The sequence below is a fragment of the Delftia acidovorans SPH-1 genome, assembly GCF_000018665.1.
GTDB classification, from domain to species: Bacteria; Pseudomonadota; Gammaproteobacteria; order Burkholderiales; family Burkholderiaceae_C; genus Comamonas; species Comamonas acidovorans.
Genome location: NC_010002.1, coordinates 3,315,000 through 3,329,394 on the forward strand (window position 1 = coordinate 3,315,000; position 14,395 = coordinate 3,329,394).

The following is a 14,395-nucleotide window of genomic DNA, read 5'->3' on the forward strand; positions in this document are numbered from 1 at the left end:
CGGGCCAGGCCGGACACCAGGCCTGTTTTTGTTTTCAGCCCCGCCATGCAATCTGTCGGCATCTACGAAGCCAAGACCCGTTTCTCCGCCCTGATCGAACTTGTCGAGCAGGGCGAGGAAGTGCGCATCACGCGCCACGGCAAGGAAGTGGTGCGCATGCTGCCGGTGCGCCGCCGCCCCGTGATCACCGACGAGCAGATCGCCCGCGAGCTGGAGCAGATGCAGGCGCTGCAGGCCACGGTGCGGCCGGCCCAGCCGGCACAGTCGGCACAGGCGCCGGACTCCACCACCCGACTGCGCCACGCAGGCCGGAGCCAGGCATGACCTCCTTCGTGCTCGATGCCTCCGTCACCGCCGCCTGGCTGCTGCCCGATGCCGCCAGCGTGCACACCCAGCGCCTGTATACCCGCATCCGCCGCCACGAAGTGGACCCGCAGGCGCCCAACCTCTGGCAGTGGGAGTGTGGCAACCTGATCGCCTCGGGCGTGCACGGCGGCCGCATTCCGCACAGCTCGGTCGAAGGCCTGTGGGGCGTGCTCGAGGCCATCCGCCACCGCGTGGAGCTGCACGAGCTGGCGCCCGCCCAGCACAAGGCCGTGCTCGACGTGGCGCTGGACACCCGCCTGCCGGTCTATGACGCGGCCTACCTGTGGCTGGCGCAGTCGCTGCGCCTGCCGCTGGCCACCTTTGACGCGGCCCAGGCCGCCGCCGCCCGCAAGCGCGGCCTGGCGCTGCTGGCCCCTGAAGATTTCTGATCCCCTCCCATCACCTTTGCCTGAGATGACCATGCAACACGACAAGATCCTCATTCTTGACTTCGGCTCCCAAGTCACCCAGCTGATCGCCCGCCGCGTGCGCGAAGCCCATGTCTACTGCGAAGTCCACCCCTGCGACGTCAGCAGCGACTGGGTGCGCGAATTCGCCGCCGACGGTCGCCTCAAGGGCGTGATCCTGTCGGGCAGCCACGCCAGCGTCTATGAAGTGGACGACCGCGCCCCCGACGCCGTGTTCGAGCTGGGCATTCCCGTGCTGGGCATCTGCTACGGCATGCAGGCCATGGCCACCCAGCTGGGCGGCAAGGTCGAAGGCTCGCACACCCGCGAATTCGGCTACGCCGAAGTGCGCGCCCATGGCCACACCGAACTGCTCAAGGGCATCCAGGACTTCGCCACGGCCGAAGGCCACGGCATGCTCAAGGTCTGGATGAGCCACGGCGACAAGGTCACCGAGCTGCCCCCGGGCTTCAAGGTCATGGCCTCCACGCCGTCCTGCCCCATCGCCGGCATGGCCGACGAGGCGCGCCGCTTCTACGCGGTCCAGTTCCACCCCGAAGTCACGCACACCGTGCAGGGCGCGGCCCTGCTAAACCGCTTCGTGCGCGAGATCTGTGCGGCCAACGCCGACTGGATCATGGGCGACTACATCGAGGAAGCCGTCGCCAAGATCCGCGAGCAGGTGGGTGACGAGGAAGTCATCCTCGGCCTGTCGGGCGGCGTGGATTCGTCCGTGGCCGCGGCCCTGATCCACCGCGCCATCGGCGACCAGCTGACCTGCGTCTTCGTGGACCACGGCCTGCTGCGCCTGAACGAAGGCGACATGGTCATGGAAATGTTCGAGGGCAAGCTGCACGCCAAGGTCATCCGCGTGGACGCCAGCGACCTGTTCCTGGGCAAGCTGGCCGGCGTCAGCGAGCCCGAGGCCAAGCGCAAGATCATCGGTGGCCTGTTCGTGGACGTGTTCAAGGCCGAGGCCGCCAAGCTCAAGGCAGGCGACGGTGGCCACAAGGGCGCCACCTTCCTGGCCCAGGGCACCATCTACCCCGACGTCATCGAGTCGGGCGGTGCCAAGAGCAAGAAGGCCGTCACCATCAAGAGCCACCACAACGTCGGCGGCCTGCCCGAGCAGCTCGGCCTGAAGCTGCTCGAACCCCTGCGCGACCTGTTCAAGGACGAAGTGCGCGAACTCGGCGTGGCCCTGGGCCTGCCGCGCGAAATGGTCTACCGCCACCCCTTCCCGGGCCCGGGCCTGGGCGTGCGCATCCTGGGCGAAGTCAAGAAGGAATACGCCGACCTGCTGCGCCGCGCCGACGCCATCTTCATCGAGGAACTGCGCAACTGGACCGACGAAGCCACCGGCAAGAACTGGTACGACCTCACCAGCCAGGCCTTCACCGTCTTCCTGCCCGTCAAGAGCGTGGGCGTCATGGGCGACGGCCGCACCTACGACTACGTCGTGGCCCTGCGCGCCGTGCAGACCAGCGACTTCATGACCGCCGACTGGGCCGAGCTGCCCTACGGCCTGCTCAAGAAGGTGTCTGGCCGGATCATCAACGAAGTGCGCGGCATCAACCGGGTGACCTACGACGTTTCGACCAAGCCGCCGGCGACGATCGAGTGGGAATGATTGCTCAATAGGAAACTGCTGGAACTGTCTGGCAGTGTTTCCACCTCAAGCCCGCATCAATGCGGGCTTTTTTGTTTCTGACTTTGGCAAGGCTGGAATTATCTGGGCCAAATGCATGAAATTTTTGAGCTTGTGCTGAGCTCTGGGTAATTTGTGCTATTGGCTCTTAATGGCCGCGGAATTCCAGCAATTCATCCAGATCACGGATCCATTCGGGAAGGAAGCTCTGATCCAATCCGAACGAGCCTTTGAGCTCGGGGCCGTCCGGGGAGTCCTTCATGGTGTATTGCGCGAACAGGTGGCCCCATGCGTTCGCCACCCCGATGGCAAGCAGAAATTGAGGCTCGATCCCCGAGAGTTGGATAGGGTCAATATCAAAATTGCCCGCTATCAATGATTCATAGGCCTGTGAAAGGTCTTGCTGGAATTTTTTGATTTCGGCTGGCATTGTCAACCACTGAACACTGCCCGAAAAATTGCCGTCCGTGATTTTTACATTGAGAGTCAACCAGTCCCGATAAGGGACGCCATCTTCCTCGATGGAACGAGAAGTCGGCACGATATCGAATTTGAAGTCATCGAAATCAATGGTCAGCATGTTTGTTTGTATGGAAATGAGAAATGCTCCCATCGTGCCTCGCGACAGAGATCCAGCTAGTTTGTGGGGTAACGCGCAGGGTCCGAGACCTTGTCCGCCTTGCTGTCTGCTGGTGGCGCATGGGCTGCGGCCGAGCTCCCCGCAGCTTTGATCACAAGCGCATGAAAGAGGGCTGAAGAGGGCTGCCCTGCGCATCCTCTGGAGCGCGACGACAATAGCCCATGATTCAAGAAAAGCCCCTGGCGGCAACCGAACTGGAGCGGCCTGCCATGGCCTTGCGCACTCTTGCGAACGGAGTGCGGCTGCTGGCGCTGCCCATGCCGCATTTGCAGAGCGTCAGCGTGGGTGTGTTCCTGCGCGTGGGCTCCCGCGACGAGACCTCCACCAGCAACGGGATCAGCCATGTGCTGGAACACATGGCGTTCAAGGGCACGCACACGCGTTCCGTGCAGGAGATCAACCTGGATGCGGAGCGGCTGGGGGCGGAGGTCAACGCCTTCACCGGCAAGGACATCACCGGCTATTTCATGACCGGCCTGGGCTGGCATGCGCAGGCCTTGCTGGGAATGATTGCGGACATCGTGCTGAACAGCGTGTTTCCCGAGCATGAGCTGCAAAGGGAGCTGCAGGTGATCCGGCAGGAGGCCATCGAGTACGAAGAGGACCCGGAGGACAGCGCCGGCGATCTGCTGGACCGCGCCATCTGGGGCGACGACCCCATGGGCATGCCGGTGATCGGCACGGTGGCCAATATCGAAGGCTTCACGCGGCAGGATCTGGTGCGCCATGTGCAGACCCATTACGTGGGAGAAAAGACCGTCGTCGTCGCGGCCGGAAACTTCGATGTGCCGGCCTGGCTGGAGCAGGCGGCGCAGCTGTTCGCCGGCATGCCTGCTTCGGCCGATCCCGCTGTGGCGCTGCCCCCTCAGCCCGCAAAGTATGTGGGGCAGGCCCTGGCGCAACGTTTCACGCAGGTGTCCCAGGTGTTCGTGAACCTGGCCTATCCCCTGGTGTTCGAGCAGTTGCAGGGCGAGCATCCGCAGCGTGCGCGTCTCGTGGCCTCGCTGGCGGCCCATCTGCTGGGCGAGGGGATGTCGTCGCCCCTGGTCGATACCGTGCGCGAACGGCTCGGACTGGCCTATACGGCCTATGCGGCGATGGAGGGCGGTGACGTCTGGGCCAACTTCATCGTGCATGCCGTCACGACGCCGGACAAGCTCGAAGCGCTGGTGGCAGCGACAGGCGGCCTGCTGCGTGCCCAGGCGGCCGGCATCGACCCCGTGCATCTGGAACGGGCCAAGAACCAGCTGGCGGTCTCGCGGGTGCGTGCGGGCGAGCGGACCTACGCCACCATGGAGCGGGCTGTCGAGGACCTCTTTGCCCATGGCAGCGTGACATCCGTGGCCGAAACGCTGGCGATGATCGATGGCATCGGGGCCGAGGAAGTGCGCAAGGTCTTCGAGCGCATGCTGGCCCACCCTCCGGCGGTGGCCATCACCGGCAAGGGCGCCAATGCCCGGACCGTGCGGCAACTGGCCGCAGGCCTGTCGGCCTGAGCCGGCAGCGCGCGATCAGCGATCAGCGGCCAGCGGCCAGCCGCAACACATGGCGCTTTTCCCGTTGTCATGGAGTTGAGGGAGCGGGCGGCGGCGCGTTCCATTGCCGCTTGAGGTAGTGCGACTTCGGGTGCTCCTGCAGGAACACGCCGCACTGCACCCACGCCGCTGCCTCCGGGTGCGCGTCGATCGGGCCGATCGGGCCGATCGCACCGATCGCGCGCGAGAGATGCTCGAATACGACCTCGGCCATGGCCGAGCACATCTGCGGCGGGCGCGGGTTGGTCAGCGTCAGGGTGGCGATGAGTTGCTGCGCGTGGGGGTCGTCGCCGCACAGTCCGACGGCGATGGGGGCCACGCGCGACTTCAGGTCCGCGAGCCGTGCCCATCCGCGCTCGGCCAGCGCAAGGTGCATGGCGTGCAGGACCGGCTCCCACTGGATGGACGGGAGCAACGATGGCGATACCTCGATGGCGATGTGCGGCATGGGGCTGCACCTTCAGTCGAGCTTGATGCCGACTTCGCGGATCAGCGTCTGCCAGCGTGCCCGCTCGCTGTCCAGCAGGCGTGCGAATGCCTGGGGCGAGTTGTCGATGGGCACCGAGCCGAGTTCGGCCAGCCTGTCCTGCGTGGCCTTGGTCGCCAGCGCCGCGCCCATGTGCTTGATCAGCCAGGCCTTGCGGTCGGCCGGGGTCGCAGCGGGCGCGAGGAAGCCGTACCAGCCGCTGATCTCGGCGTCCACGCCGGATTCCTTGAGCGTGGGCACGCCGGGCAGCGCGGGAATGCGTCTGGCGGACGTCACCGCCAGCGCCTTCAGGCGCCCGCTTTGCACATGCTGCAGGATGGCCGGCGTGGCTTCGAACACCATCTGCACCGTGCCGCCCAGCACGTCGTTGAGTGCAGGCGCGGAGCCGCGGTAGGGAATGTGCAGGATCGAGGTGCCGGTCTGGCGCTTGACGAGTTCTCCCGCCAGATGCTGCGGCGTGCCGTTGCCGGCGGATGCGTAGGAGAACTTGCCCGGATTCTTGCGCAGCCATTCGAGCGCCTCCTTGGCCGTGGTCGCCGAGAAGGAGGGATGCACGGCCCAGATCAACGGCACCGAGGCGGCCCATGCCAGCGGTGTGAAGTCCTTGGCCGGATCGAAGTTGAGCCTGGAGTACAGCGCCGGGTTCGCGGCCATGGGGCCGAGTGCGCCCAGCAGCAGCGTGTAGCCGTCAGCCTCGGCGCGTGCCGCCGCCTCCGTGCCGATGTTGCCGCCCGCACCGCTGCGGTTGTCGACGATCACCGTGCTGCCGCTGTCCGTCTGCAAGGCGTTCGCCATCAGGCGGGAGACGGCATCGGTGGTCGCACCTGCCGGATAGGGGCAGATGATGCGGATGGGCTTGGAAGGGAATGCCTGCGCGCGCGCCGAGGGGCTTGCGCCCAAGGCTGAAATGGCCGTCGCAGTGCTGGCGTACTGAAGGAAGTTGCGTCGTTTCATCGGTGCTCTCGTGACCTGAGTTGTCTCGTGGCCGTAGTGTCGGCAGGCCCTTGTTTCTTCGCAATTCGCATTTTCTGGCCGCGCCTATCGGATAATCCGATGGCCATGTCCGCACGCAGCCGCGACCCCCTCGATCTCGTCTCATTGCGCCAGTTGCGCTACTTCGTGTCGGCGATGCGGGCGCACAGCTTCAGTGCGGCATCGCGCGATGCCTCGATCTCGCAGGCGGCGCTGTCGGAGCAGATCGCCTTGCTGGAATCGACCCTGGACGTGCAGCTGTTCGACCGTGCGAGCGGGCGCGCCGTTGCCACGGCCTCCGGACATGAGCTCGACCGCCGGGTGTCGGCCTGCCTCAGTGAGCTGCAGGCGGCGCTGCGCGACGTGCAGGCGCGTGCGAGCACCGTGGCGGGCCTGGTGCGCATCGGCCTGGTGCAGTCCTACGCGGGATGCTGGGTACTGCCCGTCGTGCGCAGGGCCCAGGCGCAGTGGCCGCAGCTGGCGATCGCACTGCGCAGGCGCACCGCACAGGCCTTGGTGGAGGGCGTGTTGCGTGGCGATTTCGATCTCGCCGTCAGCTTCGACCCGGAGCCGCATGCCGATCTGGAGATCCTGGCCTGCTTCGACGAGCCCGTGGTGGCCGTCGGATTGAAGCCCCGCCGGCGGCGACGCCTGCTGGAGCTCAGCGAGGTCGCGAACCACCCCCTGGCCTTGCTGCCAAGCGAATACGCCATGCGGCGCCAGCTCGACAACGCCTTTGCGGCGCAGGGGCTGAAGCCGGGCGTGCATCTGGAGTCCGATACGCTGGAGGATCTGGTGCATGCCGCCCGTGAAAACGGCATGGTCGCGCTGCTCAACGGTGCCGCGGCAATGAGCCTGGACGTGCAGGACGCAGTCCCGTTGGCCGAAAGAAATCTGGGCCGGCAAGCCTGCCTGGTGCGCTCACGCAGCCGTCACCACGGCTTTGCCGCCCAGTACGTATGGGACGAGCTGTCGGCGGCAACGCCCACGCTGCCGCCAGCGTGGGGGCGGTGCGTTGCAGCCGCGCGCTAGTCGTCGGCCGGATATGTACCGCACGGATCTGTACCGCCCGGACCCGTACCGCCCGTCAGGGCACTTCCTTCAGGCCCACCAGTTGCAGGGGGCGTGCCAGCAGTTCGTCGAAGCGTTTCTCGAACGCCTTGAAGTACGGCATGCTGAAGTGCGCATCCAGCGCTGCCTGGTCCCTGAATGACTCCCGCATGTAGAAGGTGCCGGGGGTGTCCGCCAGCTCGAACAGCGTGTAGTCCAGGCATCCGGCCTCTTGCCGGGTGAATGGCACCAGCGCGCGCAGGGCGTCGCGCAGCTGGTCTTGCTGGCCGGCCTTCGCTTCGAGGATGGCCAGGTTGAAAATGGTCTCTGTCTTCATGGCTCAGCCCCAGTTCTCCAGCACCACCTTGCCGCGCGCCTTGCCCGACTCGATCAGGGCATGGGCGCGCTTGAGGTTGTCGGCGTTGATGCTGCCGAAGCGCTCGGCCAGCGTGGTGCGGATCAGGCCGGCATCGACCAGTGCGGCAACCTCGTTGAGCAGGCGGTGCTGGCCGATCATGTCGTCGGTGCCGAACAGTGCGCGGGTGAACATCAATTCCCAGTGCACCGACACCGACTTGCGCTTGAGCTTGGTGATGTCCAGCGACGCGGGATCGTCGATCAGGCCGAATTTTCCCTGGGGCGCGATCGCCTCGACGATCTGTGCGAAGTGCAGGTCGGTCTGCGTGAGGCTCACGATGTGGTCCACCGTGGGAAAGCCGATGCGCTTGAGTTCGTCGGCAATCGGCTGGCTGTGATCGATCACGTGGTGGGCGCCGAGCTCCTTGACCCAGGCCTGCGTCTCGGGCCGCGATGCGGTGCCGATGACGGTAAGGCTGGTCAGCCGCGTGGCCAGCTGCGTGAGGATGGAGCCCACGCCGCCGGAGGCGCCGATGATGAGCAGTGTCTTGTGGCTGGGGTGCTTGCCCGGCGCGATGCCCAGGCGGTCGAACAGCATCTCCCACGCGGTGATGGCGGTCAGGGGCAGGGCCGCCGCCTGTGCGAAGTCCAGCGACTTGGGCGCGTGGCCCACGATGCGCTCGTCCACCAGGTGCAGTTCGCTGTTCGTGCCAGGGCGGGCAATGGAGCCGGCGTACCAGACGCGGTCGCCCGGCTTGAACAGCGTGACTTCGGGGCCCACGGCCTTGACGATGCCGCTGGCATCCCAGCCCAGCACCTTGTGCGTTTGCCCCTCGGCGGGCGCGCCGCTGGCGCGCACCTTGGTGTCCACCGGATTGACGGACACGGCCCTGACTTCGACCAGCAGGTCGCGGCCGGTGGCCACGGGATCGGGCAGGGTGATGTCGATCAGCGATTCGGGTTGGCTGATGGCCTGGGGTTTCTGGTATCCAACGGCTTTCATGGTCGTGCTTTCAAAGGTTGAGGAAGAGGGGATAGCAAGGAGGGCGAGCAGGGAGGGTTTCAGGCAGTGGCAAGGGCTGCGTAGTCCGAGTAGCCGCGCGCGTCGCCGCCAAACAGGGCCTTCGGATCGAATGCGGCCAGCGGCGCCTGGGCGGCGTAGCGCGCCGGCAGGTCCGGGTTGGCGATGAAGGGGCGGCCGAAGGCGACGAGGTCTGCCAGGCCCTCGTGCAGGATGGCTTGGGCGCGCTCCGCGTCGTACTTGCCCGCAACGATCACCTTGCCCTGGTAGGCGCGGCGCAGCGCGTGGCGGAAGTCCTGCGGAATCTCGGGCGCATCGTCCCAATCGGCTTCCGACAGGTGGATGTAGGCCAGGCCGATCTCGTCGAGCCTGCTGGCCAGATGCAGGATGGTCTCGATGATCTGCGGGCAGTTCATGTTGCGCTGCGTGATGAAGGGCGCCAGGCGGATGCCGGTGCGCTCGGCCCCGACCTCGCCCGCCACGGCGGCCGCGACCTCTTCGGCGAAGCGCGTGCGCTGGGCGATGCCGCCGCCGTAGGCGTCGGTGCGGTGGTTGGAGGTGGTGCGCAGGAACTGATCGATCAGGTAGCCGTTGCCGCCGTGGATTTCCACGCCATCGAAACCGGCGCGCATCGCATTGGCCGCGCCCCTGCGGAAGTCGCCGATCACGTCCTGGATGTCCTGTGCGCTCAGTGCGCGCGGCACGGGGCAGTCGACCATGCGGCCGACACCGTCGTCGCCGACCACCCAGACCTGCGCTTGGGGCGACAGCGCCGAAGGCGCGACCGGCAGGCCATCGGCGTGAAAGCTGGCATGCGACATGCGGCCAACGTGCCACAGCTGCAGCACCATGCGCCCGCCGGCGGCATGCACCGCCTCCGTGACGCGGCGCCAACCGTCCACCTGCGCCTCTGAATAGATGCCGGGGGTGAAGCTGTAGCCTTGGCCCTGGCGGGAGATCTGGGTGGCTTCCGAGACGATCAGGCCGGCGCTGGCGCGTTGTGCGTAGTAGGTGGCCATCAATGCATTGGGCACGTCGCCTGGCTGGCTGGTGCGGCTGCGCGTCATGGGGGCCATCACCATGCGGTTGGGCAGGCTGAGCGGGCCGAGCTGCAGCGGACGAAACAGGGGCGTGGAGGCGGTGGTCATGCGGTTTCTTGGCGGAGCTGGAGAAGTGTTGGGGCGGTGGCGGAAGTCCGGTTCGCAAGTCGTCTGGGCATGGAGCGATGTTGACCTGGGCGTTTCAATTGAAAAAGACCCGCAGGACTGAAGGCGGTTTCAAAAGAAATTTGACGATGAGGTCCAGGCGCAGCCCGCACAACACCCGGGCGGATGGCCTTGCCGCGCCTGCCTGGCTACCATCTCCCCCATGAAGACCCAATACTTCGCCGCCACCTCACTCGACGGATTCCTGGCCACCGAGGACGACTCCCTGGACTGGCTGTTCCCGCTGGGCGACATGCAGGCCGCGGGCTACCCGGAGTTCATTGCCGGCGTGGGCGCGCTGGCCATGGGTTCCGCCACCTACGAATGGATGCTGCGCCACGCGGAGACGGTGGCGCAGGAGACCGGGGCGGCGTGGCCCTATACGCAGCCAGCCTGGGTGTTTTCCAGCCGCACGCTGCCTGGTATCCCGGGTGCCGATATCCGGTTTGTCAGCGGTGATGTGCGTGCCGTGCATGCGCAGATGCAGGCGGCGGCCGGTGGGCGCAACCTCTGGATCATGGGAGGCGGGGACCTGGCAGGCCAGTTTTATGACGCGGGCCTGCTGGACGAGATGATCCTGAGCGTGGGCTCGGCCACGCTGGGCCGGGGCAAGCCGCTGTTTCCGCGCCGGGTGCTGCATCCGGTGCTGCGCCTGCTGTCGGTTCGGCAGATTGGCGAGGGCATGGCGGTGCTGCATTACGAGGTGCGCAAGAGCACCGCCTGACAGGCTCCCTGATTCGGTCTGCGCGCCGCTCAGTTCGCCTCCCCGCGCCCAGGCGCCGTCATCCCCGGAATGTATTCATTGGAGATGAAGCTGCGGCAGCGGTGCATGAAGGCTTCCACCACATGGCGGGGCTTTTGTTCGCGGGCCCAGGCCAGGCCCAGTTTCATGGGGCGGTGGTTGCCGTTCAGGTGCAGGTTGACGATCTTCTTGCCGTCCAGCGCGTGGGAGTTGCGCGGGCGCACGTTGACCAGGGAGTAGCCCACGTCGTTGGCGACCAGGGAGCGCACCACGTCGGGGCTGGCGCTGCGGGCCGCGATCAGGGGCGAGACGCCGGCTTCGCGGAACAGCGACATGAAGTATTCACGGCTCAGGGGCAGGTCCAGCAGGACCATGGGCAGCTGGGCCAGCGCCTCCAGCGTGGTGGAGCGGTGGTTGGCCAGCGGATTGAGTTCGCTGACGATGACCATGGGCGGCAGCTGGGCCAGGGGCTCGAAGCAGATGTCCGATTCGGCCACCAGCAGGTCGTAGGTGATGGCGACATCGATCTGCGCGGTGCGCAGCTTGTGGATCAGGCCTTCCTGGTGGTCCTCGATCTGGGTGACCGTGGCCTTGGGGTGGGCGCGCGCGAAACCCTGGCACAGCTCGGGGGCGACCATGGCCGCCAGCGTGGTGAAGCAGCCCACGCGCACGGGGCCGCGCACCTGGCTTTGCGCGCTGCTGGCCACGTCGTACAAGGCCATGGCCTGGTCGAGCAGGCCGCGGATCTCCCGCAGGACTTCGGCGCCTGCGGGCGTGACGGACAGGCCTTGCGCATGGTGGCGCACGAACAGCGGCACCTGCAGCTCGGCCTCCACCTGGGTGATGGCCGATGAGATGGACGAGGGTGAGACATGGATGCGGTTGGCGGCCTCGGCAATGCTGCCGAATTCGCCCGCTGCCACGCAGTATTCCAATTGTCTGAAGGTCAGTCGTGTCAGCACGGTGTGCAAGAGGTGGAGAGGGGAGGGCGGCCAGGGTGACCAGCCGCGTAGTTGACCAAGCGGCGGACCGCGCTGCAAGAGGCCCTTCCCGCAAGGCTCCTGCATTGTGCGGCGGTCGGGCCCCGGCAGCCTTCAGTCGCTGGTGTTGTGATTGCGAAACCATTGCGCCACCGCACCGTCGCCCTGGGCCGGCGCCTGCGTGGCCTTCACGCGGTCCGTCAGGCCGGCGGACTTGCCCACGAAGTCCAGCGGCGCATCCCAGTTGAAGTGCCGGTACACGGCCGCCGTCTGGGCGTAGGGCGGGCATTGCGCAAACAGCTGGAAGCTGAGCCGGTGGCCGGCGTGGTCCGAGTCGAGCAGGTCGCGCGCATAGGCCAGCAGCTTGCGGCGGTCGTCGGCCTGCCACTGCGGGCCGAGGGTGTAGAACTTGCGCAGCCAGGGGCCGGTGTCCTCGTTCTCGAAGCTGGCGTGGTCCGGCGTCAGGCAGACCTGGCCGCCGCACAGCTCGCGCACGGTGTTCATCATGTGGTGCAGCTGGCTGGTGGCCAGAGACCGTCCCGTGAACAGCAGCGACTGGTTGGGCATCATCAGGCCGGCCGGGCTGCGCTCGGCCAGTGCGATGGCGGCCGTGAGGTGGGCGTTGATGCCTTCGCGGTAGCAGGCCAGGCCGGCCAGCCTGTCCTGCACGGCCTGCAGCTTCTCCACGCCGGTCTGGCGCGCGTTGTGCAGGGCCGTGCCTATCAGCATGTCGGCCAGCTTGAGGCTACGCTGCAGGAAGGTGAAGGCCGAGTAGCGGTGCAGCGTCTCGCGCAGGAAATGGGCGGCCCGGGTGTGGCGGTAGAACAGCACGTTCTCCCAGGGAACCAGCACGTCGTCGAAGACCACGATGGCGTCCACTTCGTCGAAGCGATGGCTCAACGGATGGTCCTGGGCCGATGCGCGGGCGGCCAGGCCCGGGCGGCAGATGAAGCGCAGGCCGGGCGCGCCCAGGTCGCAGATGAAGCCTATGGCGTATTCGGACTGCGCCGCGTCGCCCCAGTGCGCCAGCCCCGGCTTGGTGAAGGCCTGGTTGGCATAGGCGGCAGCGGTCTCGTACTTGGCGCCGCGCACGATGACGCCTGCATCGGTCTCCTTGACCACATGCAGCAGCACGTCGGGGTCCTGGTCCTGCGGCAGGCGCGAGCGGTCGCCCTTGGGGTCGGTGTTGGCCGATACGTGGAACAGGTCGCCACGCACCACGCGGCGGATGTGGGTGCGGATGTTGGCGGAAAAGCGCGGGTCCAGCTCGTTGAGCACGTCCTGGCCGTCGAACAGCGACCACATCTCGCCCACGCTCTCGTCGCCCACGCGCATGACCACGCCGCCCATGTCCTCCAGCAGCAGGTCGGTGGCGCGGCGCTTGTCCCACCAGTCCTGGCGCGTCAGCGGCAGCTTGTGGGCGATGGGGTGGCGCTCGCCGTCGCCTTCGTCGCAGGTGAGCGCGTCGCGCAGCGCGGCCTCGTGCTGCAGGTCGTACATGCGCGCGCGGATGTCCACCAGCGGCTTGAACATGGGGTGGGTGGTCACATCCTTGACGCGCTCGCCGTTCATCCAGACCCGCCGGCCATCGCGGATGGAGTCGCGGTACTGGCTGCCTGTCCTGATCATCAGCGGCTGGCCCACTTGCCGTCTTTGACCTCGTGCAGCTGCAGCTCCACGGGCACCTGCGTCTGGCCGTTGGCGTCGAAGGTCACGGTACCGGTCACGCCGTCGTAGCGTATGGCGCGGATGGCCTTGGCCACGGCCTGCCGGTCCTTGGTGCCTGCCGTCTTGAGCGATTGCAAAAGGATGCCGGTGGCGTCGTAGGCGTACTTGGTGTACGGGCTCTCGGAGTCGGCATAGCCCTTGGCGGCATAGGCGCGGCTCATGGCGTCCAGCCGGGGGTTGGTCTGCGATTTGGGCGTGCCGACGATGGTGCCGTCCGCGGCCGGGCCGGCGATCTGGATGAGCTGCGGGTCGAAGATGCCGCTGATGCCCAGCATGGGCTGCTTCATGCCCAGCTCGGCCATCTGCTTGCGCACGATGCCTGCCTCGGTGATCACGCCGCCGAAGTAGACCGCGTCGGGGTTCAGGCTCTTGATCTTGGTGAGGATGGAGCGGAAATCCGTGGTGCCCACGGGGTAGCTTTCCTCGGCCACCACGCTGCCTTTTTCTGCCTTGTAGAAGCTGCCGAACGAGGCCAGGTTGGCGCGCCCGTAGTCGCTGGTGTCGGCAATGATGGCGATCTTTCTTGCGCCCAGGCCCGTGGCGGCCCAGGTGGCCAGGGGCTTGTTCTCGTTGACCAGGGTGGGCGTCACGCGCGTGGTGTTGGCGAAGTTCTGGTCGGTGATCTTGGGGCCGATGGCGCCCCAGACGATGAAGGGCATCTGCACGCGGTTGAACACCGGCAGCGTGGCCAGGGCCACGGGGCTGTTCCAGTGGCCGATGGCGCCCACCACGTCGCGGTCGTTGACCAGCTTGAGCGCGGCGGACACGCCGGTCTGCGGGTCGGAGGCATCGTCCAGCACCACGCCCTCCACCTTGAACGGCACGCCGGCCGTGGCATTCCACTGGTCGATGGCCAGCAGGAAGCCGTTCTTCGCGCCCAGGCCCTGCTGTGCGTTGCCGCCGCTGACGGGGCCGATGAAGCCCAGCTTCACGGTGGACTGGGACCAGGCCGCGCCGCAGGCCAGCGTGGCGGCGGCCAGCGCCAGGGCGGATGCGGCAAGGCGCCGGCGCGATGGCAGGAGGGCGGTGGTTGTCGTGAAGGCTTGCATGGTCGGTCGGTCCTGTTCAGGTGAAGACGAGGGGCAGCCATGGCGGCCCGGGGGGCCGGGGCGGCGGGGCGCCACGGTGCGTGGCGGGCTGGCCGGCGCTGTCTGGCAACGCCGCCGGATCAATGTATCGCCGCACCTGCCCGGGACTGGATCGCGTTTTCCGAAGCAGCGCCTCGGCAAAAGCGACGCAGGTTTTGCGCGGTTTCTT

15 protein-coding genes are annotated in these 14,395 nt (G+C 66.9%); 6 read left to right on the plus strand and 9 right to left on the minus strand.

Annotated elements, in window-relative coordinates; translation table 11 throughout:
* Nucleotides 1-45 precede the first annotated feature (45 nt).
* From DACI_RS15120 to guaA, 3 genes are read left to right on the plus strand one after another with little or no spacing between them, the layout of a single operon-like run.
* Complete coding sequence (locus DACI_RS15120) at nt 46-324, plus strand: type II toxin-antitoxin system Phd/YefM family antitoxin (protein ID WP_012204855.1); 279 nt, start codon at nt 46-48, stop codon at nt 322-324.
* Nucleotides 321-755 (plus strand): type II toxin-antitoxin system VapC family toxin, encoded by a 435-nt coding sequence (locus DACI_RS15125; RefSeq protein ID WP_012204856.1) that lies wholly within the window; start codon nt 321-323, stop codon nt 753-755. Before DACI_RS15120 ends, DACI_RS15125 begins: the two co-directional genes overlap by 4 nt.
* Before the next feature lie 31 nt (nt 756-786).
* Complete coding sequence (guaA, locus tag DACI_RS15130) at nt 787-2,403, plus strand: glutamine-hydrolyzing GMP synthase (RefSeq protein ID WP_043783394.1); 1,617 nt, start codon at nt 787-789, stop codon at nt 2,401-2,403.
* 166 nt (nt 2,404-2,569) lie between these two features.
* Here guaA and DACI_RS15135 read toward each other — a convergent pair whose 3' ends face one another.
* Nucleotides 2,570-3,196, minus strand: coding sequence for a WapI family immunity protein (locus DACI_RS15135; protein ID WP_423739957.1), 627 nt, complete (start codon nt 3,194-3,196; stop codon nt 2,570-2,572).
* 74 nt (nt 3,197-3,270) lie between these two features.
* Between DACI_RS15135 and DACI_RS15140 the strand changes: the two genes are divergently transcribed.
* Nucleotides 3,271-4,557: a M16 family metallopeptidase gene (locus DACI_RS15140; protein ID WP_043783396.1), complete on the plus strand. Its 1,287-nt coding sequence runs from the start codon at nt 3,271-3,273 to the stop codon at nt 4,555-4,557.
* A 67-nt stretch (nt 4,558-4,624) separates the two neighbouring features.
* Here DACI_RS15140 and DACI_RS15145 read toward each other — a convergent pair whose 3' ends face one another.
* Both DACI_RS15145 and DACI_RS15150 read right to left on the minus strand, forming a co-directional pair.
* Nucleotides 4,625-5,044, minus strand: a complete 420-nt coding sequence (locus DACI_RS15145) for a 5-carboxymethyl-2-hydroxymuconate Delta-isomerase (RefSeq protein ID WP_012204860.1) — start codon at nt 5,042-5,044, stop codon at nt 4,625-4,627.
* Between the two features lie 12 nt (nt 5,045-5,056).
* On the minus strand, nt 5,057-6,037 hold the full coding sequence (locus DACI_RS15150) for a Bug family tripartite tricarboxylate transporter substrate binding protein (protein WP_012204861.1): 981 nt from the start codon (nt 6,035-6,037) through the stop codon (nt 5,057-5,059).
* Nucleotides 6,038-6,142: 105 nt separating this feature from the next.
* Between DACI_RS15150 and DACI_RS15155 the strand changes: the two genes are divergently transcribed.
* Nucleotides 6,143-7,087, plus strand: a complete 945-nt coding sequence (locus DACI_RS15155; protein ID WP_225971091.1) for a LysR family transcriptional regulator — start codon at nt 6,143-6,145, stop codon at nt 7,085-7,087.
* Between the two features lie 55 nt (nt 7,088-7,142).
* Here the strand turns inward: DACI_RS15155 and DACI_RS15160 are convergent, their stop codons facing one another.
* Genes DACI_RS15160 through DACI_RS15170 form a run of 3 tightly spaced genes read right to left on the minus strand, consistent with a single transcriptional unit; the run spans nt 7,143 to nt 9,631 of the window.
* Nucleotides 7,143-7,442 (minus strand): putative quinol monooxygenase, encoded by a 300-nt coding sequence (locus DACI_RS15160; RefSeq protein ID WP_012204863.1) that lies wholly within the window; start codon nt 7,440-7,442, stop codon nt 7,143-7,145.
* A 3-nt stretch (nt 7,443-7,445) separates the two neighbouring features.
* Nucleotides 7,446-8,465, minus strand: a complete 1,020-nt coding sequence (locus DACI_RS15165; RefSeq protein WP_012204864.1) for a zinc-binding alcohol dehydrogenase family protein — start codon at nt 8,463-8,465, stop codon at nt 7,446-7,448.
* A gap of 59 nt (nt 8,466-8,524) precedes the next feature.
* Nucleotides 8,525-9,631, minus strand: coding sequence for an alkene reductase (locus tag DACI_RS15170; RefSeq protein ID WP_012204865.1), 1,107 nt, complete (start codon nt 9,629-9,631; stop codon nt 8,525-8,527).
* A gap of 220 nt (nt 9,632-9,851) precedes the next feature.
* On the opposite strand from DACI_RS15170, the gene DACI_RS15175 reads away from it, so the two are divergent.
* Nucleotides 9,852-10,412, plus strand: coding sequence for a dihydrofolate reductase family protein (locus tag DACI_RS15175; RefSeq protein WP_012204866.1), 561 nt, complete (start codon nt 9,852-9,854; stop codon nt 10,410-10,412).
* A gap of 29 nt (nt 10,413-10,441) precedes the next feature.
* Here the strand turns inward: DACI_RS15175 and DACI_RS15180 are convergent, their stop codons facing one another.
* From DACI_RS15180 to DACI_RS15190, 3 genes are all read right to left on the minus strand, one after another.
* Nucleotides 10,442-11,392 carry a LysR family transcriptional regulator gene (locus tag DACI_RS15180; protein WP_034398359.1) on the minus strand — a complete coding sequence of 317 codons (951 nt, stop codon included), beginning with the start codon at nt 11,390-11,392 and terminating at the stop codon, nt 10,442-10,444.
* A gap of 132 nt (nt 11,393-11,524) precedes the next feature.
* The gene (locus tag DACI_RS15185; RefSeq protein WP_012204868.1) at nt 11,525-13,039 is read right to left on the minus strand and encodes a 4-hydroxyphenylacetate 3-hydroxylase family protein; all 1,515 of its coding nucleotides are present in this window, start codon (nt 13,037-13,039) and stop codon (nt 11,525-11,527) included.
* A complete protein-coding gene (locus DACI_RS15190) occupies nt 13,039-14,187 on the minus strand; it encodes a branched-chain amino acid ABC transporter substrate-binding protein (RefSeq protein WP_012204869.1) in 1,149 nt (382 codons plus the stop codon). Before DACI_RS15190 ends, DACI_RS15185 begins: the two co-directional genes overlap by 1 nt.
* Between the last annotated feature and the right edge of the window lie 208 nt (nt 14,188-14,395).